At 58.4% G+C, this 15,061-nt stretch carries 17 protein-coding genes; 15 read left to right on the top strand and 2 right to left on the bottom strand.

What is annotated here, in order from left to right; all coding sequences use genetic code 11:
• Positions 1-12: 12 nt before the first annotated feature.
• From phnF to phnP, 11 genes are read left to right on the top strand one after another with little or no spacing between them, the layout of a single operon-like run.
• Complete coding sequence (phnF, locus tag HV318_RS15335) at positions 13-738, top strand: phosphonate metabolism transcriptional regulator PhnF (RefSeq protein ID WP_182273444.1); 726 nt, start codon at positions 13-15, stop codon at positions 736-738.
• Positions 739-1,191: a phosphonate C-P lyase system protein PhnG gene (gene phnG, locus HV318_RS15330; RefSeq protein WP_182273443.1), complete on the top strand. Its 453-nt coding sequence runs from the start codon at positions 739-741 to the stop codon at positions 1,189-1,191.
• Positions 1,188-1,772 carry a phosphonate C-P lyase system protein PhnH gene (phnH, locus tag HV318_RS15325; RefSeq protein WP_182273442.1) on the top strand — a complete coding sequence of 195 codons (585 nt, stop codon included), beginning with the start codon at positions 1,188-1,190 and terminating at the stop codon, positions 1,770-1,772. The genes phnG and phnH overlap by 4 nt, the downstream gene beginning before the upstream one ends.
• Complete coding sequence (locus HV318_RS15320; protein WP_182273441.1) at positions 1,772-2,836, top strand: carbon-phosphorus lyase complex subunit; 1,065 nt, start codon at positions 1,772-1,774, stop codon at positions 2,834-2,836. The genes phnH and HV318_RS15320 overlap by 1 nt, the downstream gene beginning before the upstream one ends.
• Positions 2,829-3,674 carry an alpha-D-ribose 1-methylphosphonate 5-phosphate C-P-lyase PhnJ gene (gene phnJ / locus HV318_RS15315; RefSeq protein WP_182273440.1) on the top strand — a complete coding sequence of 282 codons (846 nt, stop codon included), beginning with the start codon at positions 2,829-2,831 and terminating at the stop codon, positions 3,672-3,674. The genes HV318_RS15320 and phnJ overlap by 8 nt, the downstream gene beginning before the upstream one ends.
• Positions 3,671-4,426, top strand: a complete 756-nt coding sequence (gene phnK, locus HV318_RS15310; protein WP_182273439.1) for a phosphonate C-P lyase system protein PhnK — start codon at positions 3,671-3,673, stop codon at positions 4,424-4,426. The genes phnJ and phnK overlap by 4 nt, the downstream gene beginning before the upstream one ends.
• A 9-nt stretch (positions 4,427-4,435) precedes the next feature.
• Positions 4,436-5,116 carry a phosphonate C-P lyase system protein PhnL gene (gene phnL, locus HV318_RS15305; RefSeq protein ID WP_182273438.1) on the top strand — a complete coding sequence of 227 codons (681 nt, stop codon included), beginning with the start codon at positions 4,436-4,438 and terminating at the stop codon, positions 5,114-5,116.
• On the top strand, positions 5,113-6,249 hold the full coding sequence (gene phnM, locus HV318_RS15300) for an alpha-D-ribose 1-methylphosphonate 5-triphosphate diphosphatase (RefSeq protein WP_182273437.1): 1,137 nt from the start codon (positions 5,113-5,115) through the stop codon (positions 6,247-6,249). The genes phnL and phnM overlap by 4 nt, the downstream gene beginning before the upstream one ends.
• The gene (phnN, locus tag HV318_RS15295) at positions 6,246-6,797 is read left to right on the top strand and encodes a ribose 1,5-bisphosphokinase (RefSeq protein ID WP_182273436.1); all 552 of its coding nucleotides are present in this window, start codon (positions 6,246-6,248) and stop codon (positions 6,795-6,797) included. Before phnM ends, phnN begins: the two co-directional genes overlap by 4 nt.
• A complete protein-coding gene (phnO, locus tag HV318_RS15290; protein ID WP_182273435.1) occupies positions 6,790-7,224 on the top strand; it encodes an aminoalkylphosphonate N-acetyltransferase in 435 nt (144 codons plus the stop codon). Before phnN ends, phnO begins: the two co-directional genes overlap by 8 nt.
• A 9-nt stretch (positions 7,225-7,233) precedes the next feature.
• Complete coding sequence (gene phnP, locus HV318_RS15285) at positions 7,234-7,992, top strand: phosphonate metabolism protein PhnP (RefSeq protein ID WP_182273434.1); 759 nt, start codon at positions 7,234-7,236, stop codon at positions 7,990-7,992.
• A 48-nt stretch (positions 7,993-8,040) separates the two neighbouring features.
• Here phnP and yjdP read toward each other — a convergent pair whose 3' ends face one another.
• Both yjdP and HV318_RS15275 read right to left on the bottom strand, forming a co-directional pair.
• Positions 8,041-8,367 (bottom strand): DDRRRQL repeat protein YjdP, encoded by a 327-nt coding sequence (yjdP, locus tag HV318_RS15280; protein ID WP_182273433.1) that lies wholly within the window; start codon positions 8,365-8,367, stop codon positions 8,041-8,043.
• A gap of 69 nt (positions 8,368-8,436) precedes the next feature.
• A complete protein-coding gene (locus HV318_RS15275; RefSeq protein ID WP_182273432.1) occupies positions 8,437-10,719 on the bottom strand; it encodes an ATP-binding protein in 2,283 nt (760 codons plus the stop codon).
• 125 nt (positions 10,720-10,844) lie between these two features.
• Here HV318_RS15275 and HV318_RS15270 point away from each other — a divergent pair, with 125 nt between their 5' ends.
• From HV318_RS15270 to HV318_RS15255, 4 genes are read left to right on the top strand one after another with little or no spacing between them, the layout of a single operon-like run.
• Positions 10,845-12,359: a sugar ABC transporter ATP-binding protein gene (locus HV318_RS15270; RefSeq protein WP_182273431.1), complete on the top strand. Its 1,515-nt coding sequence runs from the start codon at positions 10,845-10,847 to the stop codon at positions 12,357-12,359.
• A gap of 2 nt (positions 12,360-12,361) precedes the next feature.
• The gene (locus HV318_RS15265) at positions 12,362-13,357 is read left to right on the top strand and encodes an ABC transporter permease subunit (protein ID WP_182273430.1); all 996 of its coding nucleotides are present in this window, start codon (positions 12,362-12,364) and stop codon (positions 13,355-13,357) included.
• A 29-nt stretch (positions 13,358-13,386) separates the two neighbouring features.
• Positions 13,387-14,328 carry an ABC transporter substrate-binding protein gene (locus HV318_RS15260; RefSeq protein ID WP_182273429.1) on the top strand — a complete coding sequence of 314 codons (942 nt, stop codon included), beginning with the start codon at positions 13,387-13,389 and terminating at the stop codon, positions 14,326-14,328.
• Positions 14,329-14,374: 46 nt separating this feature from the next.
• Positions 14,375-15,061 carry a D-lyxose/D-mannose isomerase gene (locus HV318_RS15255; RefSeq protein WP_182273428.1) on the top strand — a complete coding sequence of 229 codons (687 nt, stop codon included), beginning with the start codon at positions 14,375-14,377 and terminating at the stop codon, positions 15,059-15,061.

The raw sequence follows: 15,061 nt of genomic DNA, 5'->3' as shown, positions 1-15,061 counted from the left end.
GCTTTGATTGATATGCACTTATCCAGACATCCGACCAGTTACCCAACCCGCTGGCAAGAGATTGCAGCCAGGCTCGAGGTGGAACTGCGCACGCATTACCGTTGCGGAGATTACCTGCCTGCCGAACAACAGCTTGCCGACCGCTATGAAGTGAACCGCCACACCCTGCGTCGCGCCATTGATCAGCTGGTCGAACGCGGCTGGGTGCAGCGCCGTCAGGGTGTTGGCGTGCTGGTGCTGATGCGCCCGTTCGATTATCCGCTCAACGCGCAGGCACGCTTTAGCCAGAATCTGCTTGATCAGGGCAGCCACCCCACCAGCGAAAAACTGCTGTCGGTGCTGCGCCCGGCCTCCAGTCACGTGGCAGATGCAATGGGTATTCAGAAGGGTGACAACGTCATCCACCTGCGTACCCTGCGCCGGGTCAACGGTGTGGCAGTGTGTCAGATAGACCACTACTTCGCCGACCTGACGCTCTGGCCGGTGCTGCAAAACTTCTCCAGCGGTTCGCTGCATGACTTCCTGCGTGACGCCACGGGCATTGCGCTCAAACGCACCCAGACGCGCATCAGCGCCCGCCGCGCGCAGGCCAAAGAGAGCAACGTGCTGGAGATCCCCAACATGGCTCCGCTGCTCTGCGTGCGCACCCTTAACCACCGTGACGGTGAGATCAACGCGACGGAATACTCCGTCAGCCTGACCCGCGCCGACATGATTGAATTCACTATGGAGCACTGAATGCACTTCGACACCTCCACACGTCAGCGCTGGATGCGCGTGCTCGCTCACAGCCAGCCAGCCGCACTCTCTGGCCGTATGAACGCACTCAGCCTGATACCCGATTACGAAACCCTCCGCGCACCGGAAATTGGCCTGGTACAAATCCAGGCACGCATGGGCGGCACGGGCGAGCGCTTCTTCGCCGGTGACGCCACATTAACACGCGCCGTGATCCGCCTGAGTAGCGGCACGCTGGGTTACAGCTACGTGCTAGGGCGCGATAAACAACACGCCGAGCGCTGTGCTGTGGTCGACGCCCTGTTGCAGGAACAACCCCATTTCCAGACCCTGATGGAAACCCTCATTGCCCCGCTGGAAGCTGACCGCGTTGCCCGTATTGCCGCACGTCAGGCCGAAGTGAACACCAGCCGGGTCGACTTCTTTACGCTCGTTCGCGGAGACAACGCATGACGCTTCAACCTGCTTTTACCCTGGCCGTCCAGGATGCCCAACAGAGTTTCCGTCGCCTGCTGAAAGCCATGAGCGAGCCAGGTGTGATCGTCTCGCTGCATCAGCTCTCCCAGGGCTGGCTGCCGCTGAACCTCGCCACCACCAGCGTGCTGCTGACTCTGGCCGACAACGACACCCCAGTGTGGCTCTCAGGCGCGCTGTCGAATGATATCGCCAGCCAGAACCTGCGTTTTCATACCAACGCCCCACTGGTTGAACAGCCCCGGCAGGCGGTATTTGCCGTGGCCGACGAACAAATCAGCCACGAGCAGCTCAACGCCCTGAGCGAAGGCACGGCTGTCGCCCCGGAAACCAGCGCCACGCTGATTTTGCAGGTATCCAGCCTGAGCGGTGGTCGCATGCTGCGCCTGACGGGTGCGGGTATCGCCGACGAGCGCATGGTCGCACCACAGCTACCGGAGTGCATCATTCATGAACTGACTGAACGCCCGCACCCGTTCCCGCTCGGTATCGACCTGATCCTGACCTGCGGCGAACGCCTGCTGGCTATTCCGCGAACCACCCATGTGGAGGTGTGCTGATGTACGTTGCCGTCAAAGGGGGCGAGAAGGCGATTGCCGCCGCCCACAGGTTGCAGGAGCACAGACGACGGGGCGATGACCAGCTTCCCGAGCTGAGCGTCGCCCAGATTGAGCAGCAATTAAATCTGGCCGTCGACCGGGTGATGACCGAAGGAGGCATCGCCGATCGCGAGCTGGCGGCGCTGGCGCTGAAGCAGGCCAGCGGCGATAACGTCGAAGCTATCTTCCTGCTGCGTGCCTACCGCACGACGCTTGCCAGACTGGCAGTGAGCGAGCCGGTGAACACGGCTGAAATGCGTCTGGAACGCCGCATCTCCGCGGTGTACAAAGATCTCCCCGGCGGCCAGCTGCTTGGCCCCACCTACGACTATACCCATCGTCTGCTGGACTTCACCCTGCTGGCAAACGGTGAAACGTCGTCACTCACCGCCTCCGACGCCGCCCAGGAACCGTCCCCGCACGTCTTTAGCCTGCTGGCGAAACAGGGGCTGGCGAAAGCGGAAGAGGACTCAGGTGCTCAGCCTGATGACATCACCCGCACCCCACCGGTCTATCCGTGCTCACGCTCTTCACGCCTGCAACAGCTGATGCGTGGCGATGAGGGCTACCTGCTGGCGCTGGCCTACTCCACCCAGCGTGGCTACGGGCGCAATCACCCGTTTGCGGCAGAAATTCGCAGCGGCTCTATCGATGTCGAAATTGTGCCGGAAGAGCTAGGTTTTGCGGTAAACGTCGGCGAACTGCTGATGACCGAGTGCGAAATGGTCAACGGTTTTGTCGCACCCGAAGAGAGCGATCCGCACTTCACCCGCGGCTACGGGCTGGTGTTCGGCCTTGGCGAACGCAAAGCGATGGCGATGGCGCTGGTTGACCGCGCCCTGCAGGCACCGGACTACGGCGAGCATATCTCCGGCCCGGCGCAGGACGAAGAGTTTGTGCTGGCTCATGCGGATAACGTTGAAGCCGCAGGTTTTGTCTCGCACCTCAAACTGCCGCACTACGTCGATTTCCAGGCCGAACTGGAACTGCTGAAACGCCTGCAACGGGAGCGCACCCATGGCTAACTTAAGCGGCTACAACTTTGCTTATCTGGATGAGCAAACCAAACGCATGATCCGTCGCGCCATCCTGAAGGCGGTCGCCATTCCGGGCTACCAGGTACCGTTCGGTGGCCGTGAAATGCCGATGCCTTACGGCTGGGGTACGGGTGGTATTCAGCTCACCGCCAGCGTGATTGGCGAAGCAGACGTGCTGAAGGTCATCGACCAGGGCGCTGATGACACCACCAACGCGGTGTCGATCCGCAACTTCTTTACGCGCGTGACGGGCGTCAACACCACTGAAAAAACCGAAGACGCAACGCTGATCCAGACCCGCCACCGCATTCCGGAAACGCCGCTCACCGAAGATCAGATTTTGATTTTCCAGGTGCCGATCCCGGAGCCACTGCGCTTTATCGAGCCACGCGAAACCGAAACCCGCACCATGCACGCGCTGGAAGAGTACGGCGTGATGCAGGTGAAACTGTACGAGGATATCGCCCGCTTCGGCCATATCGCCACCACTTACGCCTACCCGGTGAAGGTCAACGGTCGCTACGTGATGGACCCATCGCCGATCCCAAAATTCGATAACCCGAAGATGGACATGATGCCCGCCCTGCAGCTGTTTGGGGCCGGGCGCGAAAAGCGCATCTATGCCGTACCGCCTTACACCCGCGTGGAGAGTCTCGATTTCGATGACCATCCGTTTACGGTGCAGGAGTGGGACGAACCGTGTGCCATCTGCGGCTCGAAGCACAGCTATCTGGATGAAGTGGTGCTGGATGACACGGGCAAACGGATGTTTGTCTGCTCCGACACCGATTACTGCCGCCAACAGAGCGAGGCGAACGGCCAATGAAACCGCTGCTTTCGGTCAACAATCTGACCCATCTTTATGCGCCTGGCAAAGGCTTCAGCGACGTCTCGTTCGAGCTGTGGCCCGGCGAAGTGCTCGGGATTGTCGGCGAGTCCGGTTCCGGCAAAACCACCCTGCTGAAGTCTATCTCCGCGCGCCTGACGCCGCACAACGGTGACATTTTATATGAAGGCCAGTCGCTGTATGGCATGAGTGAAGCCGAGCGCCGCCGCCTGCTGCGCACCGAGTGGGGCGTGGTACATCAGCACCCAATGGACGGCCTGCGCCGCCAGGTTTCTGCGGGGGGCAACATCGGCGAGCGGCTGATGGCGACCGGCGCACGTCACTACGGCAATATTCGCGCCACCGCGCAGCACTGGCTTGAAGAGGTGGAGATCCCCGCCTCACGCATCGACGACCTGCCAACCACCTTTTCCGGTGGCATGCAGCAGCGCCTGCAGATCGCCCGCAACCTGGTCACCCATCCGAAGCTGGTGTTTATGGATGAACCCACCGGAGGGCTGGATGTGTCCGTTCAGGCGCGCCTGCTCGATCTCCTGCGTGGCCTGGTGGTAGAGCTGAACCTCGCGGTGGTGATTGTCACCCACGATCTGGGCGTTGCGCGCCTGCTGGCAGACCGCCTGCTGGTCATGAAGCAGGGTCAGGTGGTGGAAAGTGGGCTAACCGACCGCGTGCTCGACGACCCGCACCATCCGTACACCCAACTGCTGGTGTCATCGGTATTGCAGAACTAAGAGGCCAACATGATCCGCGTAGAAAACGTGAGTAAAACCTTTGTGCTCCACCAGCAAAACGGTGTGCGCCTGCCGGTACTGCAAAATGCCTCTCTGGAGGTCAGCAATGGCGAATGTGTGGTGCTACACGGCCACTCCGGCAGCGGAAAATCAACATTGTTGCGCTCCCTGTACGCCAACTATCTGCCGGATGAAGGCCATATTCATATTCGCCACAGCGATGAGTGGGTGGATCTGGTGCAAGCCCCGGCACGCAAGGTGCTGGAAGTCCGCCGTTCAACGATCGGCTGGGTGAGCCAGTTTCTGCGGGTGATCCCCAGGATCTCCGCGCTGGACGTTGTGATGCAGCCGCTACTGGATCTGGGAGTGCCGCGTGAAACCTGCGCCGCCAAAGCTGCGGGCCTGCTGACGCGCCTCAACGTGCCGGAACGCCTGTGGCATCTCGCCCCTTCTACTTTTTCCGGTGGTGAACAGCAGCGCGTGAACATTGCACGCGGGTTTATCGTCGATTACCCGATTTTACTGCTCGATGAACCTACCGCCTCGCTGGACAGCAAGAACAGTGCAGCAGTGGTTGAACTGATCGAACAGGCCAAAGCACGCGGCGCGGCGATCGTGGGGATCTTCCACGACGAAACCGTGCGTTCGCGCGTGGCAGACAGACTGCACCCGATGGGGACCAACGCATGATTATCAATAACGTAAAACTGGTGCTGGAAAATGAGGTGGTGGACGGCTCGATTGAGATCCAGGATGGCGTGATCCGTGCGTTTGCCGAAACCCAGAGCCGCTCACCCGAAGCGATGGACGGCGAAGGCGGCTGGCTACTGCCAGGGCTTATCGAGCTGCATACCGATAATCTGGATAAATTTTTCACCCCGCGCCCGAAGGTAGACTGGCCCGCCCATTCGGCAATGAGCAGCCACGACGCGCTGATGGTTGCCAGCGGCATCACCACCGTACTGGACGCGGTGGCGATTGGTGATGTACGCGACGGTGGCGATCGTCTGGAAAACCTGGAAAAGATGATCAACGCCGTGGAAGAGACGCAAAAGCGCGGCCTCAACCGCGCCGAGCACCGCCTGCATCTGCGCTGCGAACTGCCGCACCACACTACCCTGCCGCTGTTTGAAAAACTGGTTGGCCGCGAGCCGGTCTCACTGGTGTCGCTGATGGATCACTCTCCGGGGCAGCGCCAGTTCGCCAATATTGAGAAGTATCGTGAATACTATCAGGGCAAATATTCCCTTTCTGATGAAGAGATGGCCCGTTATGAAGAAGAGCAACTCGCACTGGCAGCGCAGTGGTCGCAACCAAACCGCCTCTCCATTGCCGCTCTGTGCCGGGATCGCAATATTGCGCTAGCCAGCCATGACGACGCCACACACGATCATGTGCTCGAATCTCATCAGCTTGGCAGCGTGATCGCCGAATTTCCCACCACATTCGAAGCAGCGGAAGCCTCACGCAAACACGGCATGAACGTGCTGATGGGCGCACCGAATATCGTGCGCGGCGGCTCGCACTCCGGCAACGTGGCGGCAAGCCAGCTCGCATCACTCGGCCTGCTGGATATTCTCTCCTCCGACTACTACCCCGCCAGCCTGCTGGACGCGGCCTTCCGGGTAGCAGATGACGAACACAACCCCTTCACGCTACCGCAGGCGATCCGTCTGGTGACGAAAAACCCGGCAACGGCGCTCAATCTTCACGATCGCGGTGAAATTGCCGAAGGTAAACGGGCGGATCTGGTGCTGGCCCACCGTAAAGGCGAGCACATCCATATCGACCACGTCTGGCGTCAGGGAAAAAGGGTGTTTTGATGGGAAGACTCATCTGGTTAATGGGGCCATCAGGTTCCGGCAAGGACAGCCTGCTGTCGGCATTACGCCAGCGGGAACATCCACAGCTACTGGTAGCGCACCGCTACATTACCCGCGCGGCGAACGCCGGGAGTGAAAACCATATTGCCCTGAGCGAGCAGGAGTTTTTTACCCGCGCCGGGCAAAATCTGCTGGCGCTGAGCTGGCACGCCAACGGTTATTACTACGGCATCGGCATTGAGATCGACCTGTGGCTGCACGCGGGTTTTGATGTGCTGGTCAACGGCTCACGGGCGCACCTTCAACAGGCTCGCGCCCGCTATGAAGCGGCGCTGCTGCCGGTCTGTCTGCAGGTGTCACCGGATATCCTGCGTAGCCGGTTGCAAAGCCGGGGACGCGAATCGGCTCGCGAGATAGACCAGCGGCTGGAACGTGCGGCGCGCTATACCCCATCGCAATGCCATATCCTCAATAACGACGGAAGTTTGCTACAGTCAGTCGATAACTTTTTATCGCTTATCCGTCAGAAGGAGAAACAACATGCCTGACTGCCAGCTTCGCCCCGCCACCGCCGTTGACGCGCAGATCGTCTATGCCCTGATCTGCGAGCTTAAGCAGGCTAAGTTCGATAACCAGGCATTTCACGCCGGGTTTCTTGCCAATCTTCAGGATCACAGCATGCACTATCAGCTGGCTGAACTGGACGGGCAGGTCGTCGGCATGATTGGCCTGCATATGCAGTTTCATCTGCACCATGCCCGATGGATCGGTGAGATCCAGGAGCTGGTGGTGATGCCACAGGCGCGCGGGTTAAAAGTGGGGAGCCAGTTGCTGTCCTGGGCGGAAGACGTGGCACGCCAGGCGGGGGCAGAGCTGACGGAGCTATCCACCAGCGTCAGGCGTGTAGACGCCCACCGTTTCTATGTTCGTGAAGGGTATACGCAGAGCCATTTTCGATTCACCAAACCGCTGTAGAGGTGTGCGATGAGTCTGACTATCACATTAACCGGCACCGGTGGTGCCCAACTGGTGCCGGTATTTGGCTGCGATTGCGCGGCGTGTCGCCGGGCACGTTTGCAGGAAGCATATCGCCGCCGTCCCTGCAGTGCGGTGGTCAAATTCAACGATGCGGTCACGTTGCTGGACGCGGGCATTCCGCACCTGATGGACGACTGGCCAGCGGGCAGTTTCCGGCAGTTTTTGCTCACCCACTATCATATGGATCACGTTCAGGGGCTATTCCCCCTGCGCTGGGGTGTGGGGGCAACCATTCCGGTATACGGCCCGCCGGACGAAGCGGGCTGTGATGACTTATTCAAACATCCGGGGCTTCTGGATTTTAGCCACACGCCAGAGCCATTTGTGGTGTTTGAGCTACAGGGGCTACGGGTCACACCGCTGCCGCTGAACCATTCGAAACCCACGTTCGGCTATCTGCTGGAATCTTCCCACAGCCGTGTGGCGTGGCTTTCTGATACCGCTGGCCTGCCGGAGAAAACGATGAAGTTTCTGCTCAACAACCCACCACAGGCAATGATTATTGACTGCAGCCATGAGCCACGAGCGGAGACACCGCGTAATCATTGTGATTTAAATACGGTCATTGCGTTAAACGAGGTGATTGGCTGCCCGCAGGTGATCCTGACCCATATCAGCCATCAGTTTGACGTGTGGATGATGGATAATTCACTGCCGGACGGGTTTGAAGCAGGGTATGACGGCATGGTGTTAGTGCTGGATTAGGTTTTCTCCCTCTCCTGTGGGAGAGGGCTGGAGGACAACAGGCCGCACTTATCCCCGATCGTAATCATCTTCCAGGCGCCGCTCATCCTCTTCTAACCGACGCCGATCGTCATCCAGCTGGCGCTGGCGCTCATCTAAACGCTGACGTCGGTCTTCAAGCTGTCTGCGACGGTCATCGTACCGTCGATTGTCGGACTGACTACTGCGACTGTAACCGTCATTGCCATCATCGTTGCTGCGACTGCTGCTGGGGTTATAGGCATCGTTGATCGCCTGCTGAATGTTACCAATAGCATCATCAACAATATCGGCATGAGCCAGCTGGCTGGTTAATGACAGCAGACCAAATAACAGGGCGGTAGAGCAACGTTTCATAAGGCCAGACTCGCAGGTGGACTGGCTTTAAGGTAATAAACGGCAGGCGACAGAGGTAGCAGAGGAATCTCAAATTATCATCACTTTTCGCAGCGCCTGCGCCAGCTGTACACGGGTAAAAGGTTTACGCAGTAATGCCACGTCCGGCAGCTGTGGGTTATGCGCTGGCCGTAAATCCTGGCCGCTGATCAACAATACCGGTAACTGAGGGAAGTGGCTGCGCACATGGTTAATCACCTCGGCACCGCTCAGGTTGCCGGGCAGCATCAGGTCACTGATAAATATGCCGATATCCGGCGACGCCTCCAGCATCCTCAGCGCCTGTTCACCGTTGTCCGTTTCAAGCGTCAGATAGCCCAGGTGATGCAGCTGCTCGCACAGGGTCTGACGAACATCGGCTTCATCCTCCAGCACCAGAACCAGCCGTTCGCTTTCACCGGATGTCGTGGCATCGGGTATTTCATCGTCAGAAATGGCAGGCAGTGTCGAGCGCGGAAGCTGGAGGCGCACGGTCGTCCCCTGCCCCGGTGCGCTTTCAATTTCGACACGACCGCCGGACTGACGCACAAAACCGTAGACCATCGACAAGCCTAATCCACTGCCGCTGCCGGTCTGCTTGGTCGTAAAGAACGGCTCAAAGACCTGTGATTTCACCTCCTGCGACATCCCGCTGCCGCGGTCAATGACCTCCAGTGCCACCATATCCTGTCTGCGCCCGTCGCTACGGGTCACACGCTGATTCCAGGTACGGATCTTAATCACCCCGCTTTGCCCTTCCATCGCGTCGCGGGCGTTCATCACCAGGTTAATAATGGCGTTCTCCAGCTGGCTCACATCTATCCACGCGGGCCACGCCGGGGATTGTGCCTCAATCTCCAGCGTGAGAGTGGCAGGCAACGAGTGGCACATCAGTTCGCTGAGATTTTCCAGTAGCGGTTTCATCTCCACCGCATGTGGGGTCAGGGATTGTTTGCGGGAAAAGGCCAGCAGACGCTGGGTCAGCAGTGCGCCACGTTCCGCCGCCTTAAGCGCGCGGGTAATGCGTGGGGCGTCATGTGAGGTGGGATCGGTCAGCTCCAGGCTGCCGATAATCACCGCCAGCAGGTTGTTAAAGTCATGTGCCAGTCCTCCCGTCAGTTGCCCGACGGCCTTCATCTTCTGGCTATGCAGGAGTGCTTCTTCCAGCCCCTGACGCTCGATGCGGTCAATCTCCATCTGTGAGGTTTTTTCTTTCAGCAACCGCGTGGTGTGCTCAAGCGAGGCAGTATTGCGGGCAAAAACGTTAAACGCGCGCGCCAGTTCCCCCAGCTCGTCACGCCGCTGCAGCGCAGGCACCGAAACATCCTGCTCTCCGTGGGCAAGACGCGACATCGCCCGGGAAATAGCGGTCAGGTTGGAGCCCAGGTTGCGGTAAATATACCAGCAGGCGCACCCGGTAATGATCAGCGCCAGTACGGCAAACACGCTGATAAACACGCTAATGGAGCGCAACTCCTGATGACTCTGGGCGGTACGCAGCGTGGAGGCCTGCGCCACCTGCTCCACGTACTGATTGATATCGCTGTTTAATATCGCCACCAGCGCCTTGATGTGGAACATATACCAGCTGATCGACAGATCGCTCTCTTCCAGTTGCTTTGACAACGGAGCCAGTTTACGTAATTCGTCGTTAAAATCAGGCAGCACCAGGTTCACCACCGGCAGGCTCGCGCTGCGGGGCAACGTCGCCGTCACGGTATCCAGTTGCTGTACCGTGGCGCGTGGGGCAGGGGTTTCAATGGCGGCGATGAGTAGCCTGTCCATTTCCGCGAGCTGTTGCGCATCCGGTACGTTGCTGCCGTAACGACGGTTAATATCCTGCAAATGGCGCAGATAACTCTGGCTCTGATAAAGCGCGCTGAGCAGCGCGTTACGCTCCAGATGACGGCGCTGCCCGCGCTCCAGCATACCTGTCACACTTTGCTGTAATTCATTACTACGTTGAATGATTCGCGCCACCAGTACCGGCTCCTGCTGCGCCAGTGGTGCATCGGCGAGCTGTTCCAGCGAGTGGCGCAGTGCCGTTTGTGTTTGTTTCAGCCTGTCGGCTTCACTTTTGTATTCCAGCGCCCCCACCACCTGCGAGAGCCGCACCGCCGCGGTCGCCACGTTGGCGGTGTCACGCGCGAGGTTCATGCTGCCGGTCATGTCATTCAGCGTTTGCTGCTGCACCTGCTCCTGGATCTGGCTGGCATGACGAAAGCCGAGCACTGCCACACCGCTGACCATCAGCGTCACTGCCACCACCAGCAGATTAAAAATCAGCAGGCGGCCACGGGCGCTGGCGAAGAACGGGGGTCGGCGTGATGACATGTTGGCTCCGTAACTGTGATCCACATTAACTATTTATAACTATGACAAATATGAACGGCTTCTGACATTTTGCATTTACTCACCTGTGATGAAGTGCAGATATCGACATTCACAGGAGATCCGCCATGAGCAGAACCCCGGTACTCGAGATGCGCAATATTGCCAAGACGTTTGGCAATTTCCACGCGCTCAAGGGTGTGGATTTGACGGTCTTTCCCGGTGAGATCCACGCGCTGATGGGGGAAAACGGCGCGGGGAAAAGCACGCTGATGAAAATCCTCGCGGGGGCATACACCGCCACCCGCGGCGAGATCCTGATCGACGGTCAGCCGTTTCACATTAAAGGGCCAAAAGATGCCCTGGCCGCAGGCATTACCCTGATTTATCAGGAGATGCAGCTTGCACCCAACCTGACCGTTGCTGAAAACATCTTCCTCGGTAGCGAACTGTCGCGCGGTGGAATGGTGCAGCGTAAAGAGATGGCGACTCAGGCCCAGGCGGTGATTGACCGTCTTGGCGCACACTTCAAAGCCACCGACCTGGTGATGAAACTGACTATCGCCGAGCAACAGCAGGTGGAAATTGCCCGCGCACTGCACCGCAACAGCCGCATTCTGGTGATGGATGAACCGACCGCTGCCCTCTCTTCGCGTGAAACCCATCGCCTGTTTGAACTGATTTTGCGCCTGCGTGATGAAGGAATGGCGATCATTTATATCAGCCACCGTATGGCAGAAGTGTACGAACTCTCTGACCGCGTCAGCGTCCTGCGCGACGGGCAATATGTTGGCAGCCTGACGCGCGACAAGCTGAATGCGTCTGAGCTGGTGAAGATGATGGTTGGCCGTCCGTTAAGCGACCTGTTCAACAAAGAGCGCGATATCCCGCTCGGTAGCCCGCGTCTCAACGTCCATCACCTCACCGACGGCAAAAAAGTGCAGCCCTGCAGTCTGCAGGTGCGTTCCGGCGAAATTGTTGGCCTCGCGGGGCTGGTCGGTGCCGGACGTTCCGAACTGGCGCAGCTGATTTTCGGCGCACGTAAGGCCACCGGGGGAATGATTGAAGTGGACGGTGAACCGGTGGTGATCCACTCCCCACGCGCAGCAATCGAAAACGGCATCGGTTTTCTGACTGAGAACCGCAAAGAACAGGGGCTGTTCCTGGAGCTGGCGGCACAGGAGAACATCACGATGGCAACGCTGGAACGTGATGCCACCTTTGGCATGCTTAACCGTAAAAAAGCACAGTCCATTTCTGATGAGGCCATCGCCCTGCTCAACATCCGCGTCCCCCATTCACTGGTGCGCGCGGGCGGGTTATCCGGCGGCAACCAGCAAAAATTACTCATCTCCCGCTGGGTGGCGATTGGCCCGCGCATCCTGATTCTGGACGAACCGACGCGCGGCGTGGACGTCGGCGCAAAAAGCGAGATCTACCGCATCATGAATCAGATGGCGCATAAAGGGGTGGCGATTTTAATGATCTCCAGCGAGCTGCCAGAAGTGGTGGGCATGAGCGACCGGGTCTACGTGATGCAGGAAGGTAGCATCGCGGGTGAACTGCACGGGCGCGACATCTCCCAGGAAAACATTATGACGCTGGCAACCGGCGTGAACGACTCTCATCATCAGGCGGTGTAATTATGACAAACCCAACCCATCCGCAGCAGGTAGCGAAATCGACCTCCGCCAAAAAAGTGCTGATGAGCGATCTGATGCAAACGGTCGGTATTTTGCCAATTCTTATCCTGATCGTGGCGGTATTTGGCTTTATTGCCCCCAACTTTTTTACCGAGAGCAACCTGCTCAACATCACCCGTCAGGCGTCGATCAACATCGTGCTGGCGGCAGGGATGACCTTCATCATTCTGACCGGTGGGATTGACCTCTCCGTCGGCTCGATTCTGGGTACCACGGCGGTGGCGGCAATGGTCGTATCGCTGATACCCGAATTCGCCATGCTCTCCATTCCGGCGGCGCTGATGCTCGGCCTGGTACTGGGGCTGTTCAACGGCGCGCTGGTGGCCTTTGCCGGACTGCCGCCGTTTATCGTCACGCTCGGTACCTATACCGCCCTGCGCGGTGCGGCGTACCTGCTGGCAGACGGCACAACGGTGATTAACTCGAACATCAACTTCGAGTGGATAGGCAATAACTATCTCGGCCCGGTTCCGTGGCTGGTGGTCATTGCTCTGGCGGTCATTGCGCTGTGCTGGTTCATCCTGCGCCGCACCACGCTGGGTGTGCACATCTACGCGGTGGGCGGCAACATGCAGGCGGCACGCTTAACAGGTATCAAGGTCTGGCTGGTACTGCTGTTCGTGTACGGCATGAGCGGCCTGCTCTCGGGCTTAGGCGGGGTGATGAGCGCGTCACGACTCTACAGTGCCAACGGCAACCTGGGCATGGGCTACGAACTGGATGCCATTGCGGCGGTGATCCTCGGCGGTACCAGCTTTGTCGGCGGGATCGGCACGATCACCGGCACGCTGGTAGGCGCATTGATCATCGCCACCCTTAACAACGGCATGACGCTGATGGGCGTCTCTTACTTCTGGCAACTGGTGATCAAAGGGGCGGTGATCATCATTGCGGTGCTGATCGACAAATACCGTACCCGACACCATCAAAGTGCATAACAGCAACATCTTACTTCGAGGAATACAGCATGAGATTGAAGCCATTAGTGACCGCGCTCTGTGCTGGCGCGCTGCTTGCCGCAACGCCATTTGCGCAGGCGAAAGATCTGAAGTCCATCGGCGTCACGGTGGGTGACCTTGCCAACCCGTTCTTCGTGCAGATCACCAAAGGTGCCGAGCTGGAAGCGCGCAAACTGGCGGGCGATAACGTCAAAGTGACGCTGGTTTCCAGTGGTTACGATCTGGGCCAGCAGGTGGCGCAGATCGACAACTTTATTGCCGCCAAAGTGGACATGATCATTCTCAATGCCGCAGATTCAAAAGGGATCGGCCCGGCAGTTAAGCGCGCAAAAGACGCCGGGATCGTGGTGGTGGCGGTTGACGTGGCAGCAGAAGGGGCAGACGCCACCATCACCTCCGATAACACCCAGGCAGGGGAAATGGCCTGTAAATACATTACCGACCGCCTGAACGGTAAAGGCAACGTCGTGATCATCAACGGACCACCGGTGTCTGCGGTGCAAAACCGCGTAGAAGGCTGTCAGACAGAATTCAAAAAGCATCCTGGTATCAAAGTGCTTTCTGACAATCAGAACGCCAAAGGCAGCCGTGAAGGTGGTCTGGAGGTGATGACTTCACTGCTGGCGGCCAATCCGAAGATCGACGGCGTGTTCGCGATTAACGATCCCACGGCGATCGGGGCCGATCTGGCGGCCAAACAGGCACAGCGTAGCGAATTCTTTATCGTCGGTGTGGATGGTTCACCGGATGGTGAAGAGGCGCTGAAGCGGGAAAATTCCCTGTTTGTGGCAACTCCGGCACAAGATCCGCAGGTAATGGCGGCAAAAGCGGTAGAGATCGGCTATGACATTCTACAGGGCAAACCTGCCCCGAAAGCGCCAGTGCTGATCCCGGTGACGATGATCGATAAAAAGAACGTCGGCTCTTATAAGGGATGGACGGTGAAGTAATCCTTTTCCCTCTCCCTCCGGGAGAGGGCGTTTACGAGGAGTCCCCATGAAACGCTCCGACATCAACGAAATCCTCGGCCATACACGGCAATTTTTTTCCATGCACGACGTGCATCTCCCGTCGTTTGCCAGCTTCCCACCAACGAAATGGCAGCAGCTCGACCAAAGTGCCTGGCGGGAAGTGTTCGACCTCAAACTCGGCTGGGACGTAACCGCCTTTGGTGGCAACAACTTTGTCGCGCAGGGGTTAACGTTGTTTACCCTGCGAAACGGTTCTCCCAACGGCATACCTTATGAAAAATGCTATGCCGAAAAAATCATGCACGTACGCGATGGTCAGGTGACACCCATGCATTTTCACTGGCGTAAGCGGGAAGACATCATCAACCGTGGCGGCGGGAATCTGATTATTGAGTTATGGAATGCCGGGGTGCATGAAGAGACCGAAAACACCGACGTCACGGTCGTGATCGACGGCTGCCGTCAGACCCATACGCCCGGCAGCCAGCTGCGCCTCACACCAGGGGAAAGTATCTGCCTGACGCCCGGCCTGTACCACAGTTTCTGGGGCGAACGCGGCTTTGGTGACGTCCTGGTGGGAGAAGTGTCGTCAGTAAATGACGACGATCACGACAACCACTTTTTACAGGCCATTGACCGCTATAACACTATTGAAGAAGACGAACCGGCGGTGCTGGTGTTGTGCAACGAGTACAACCTGTTTCGGATATAA

It is taken from the genome of Enterobacter sp. RHBSTW-00901 (genome assembly GCF_014103115.1).
Taxonomy (GTDB): domain Bacteria; phylum Pseudomonadota; class Gammaproteobacteria; order Enterobacterales; family Enterobacteriaceae; genus Enterobacter; species Enterobacter cloacae_P.
The sequence above is the reverse complement of the archived record's forward strand: the minus strand, read 5'-3'. Positions and strand labels throughout refer to the sequence as shown.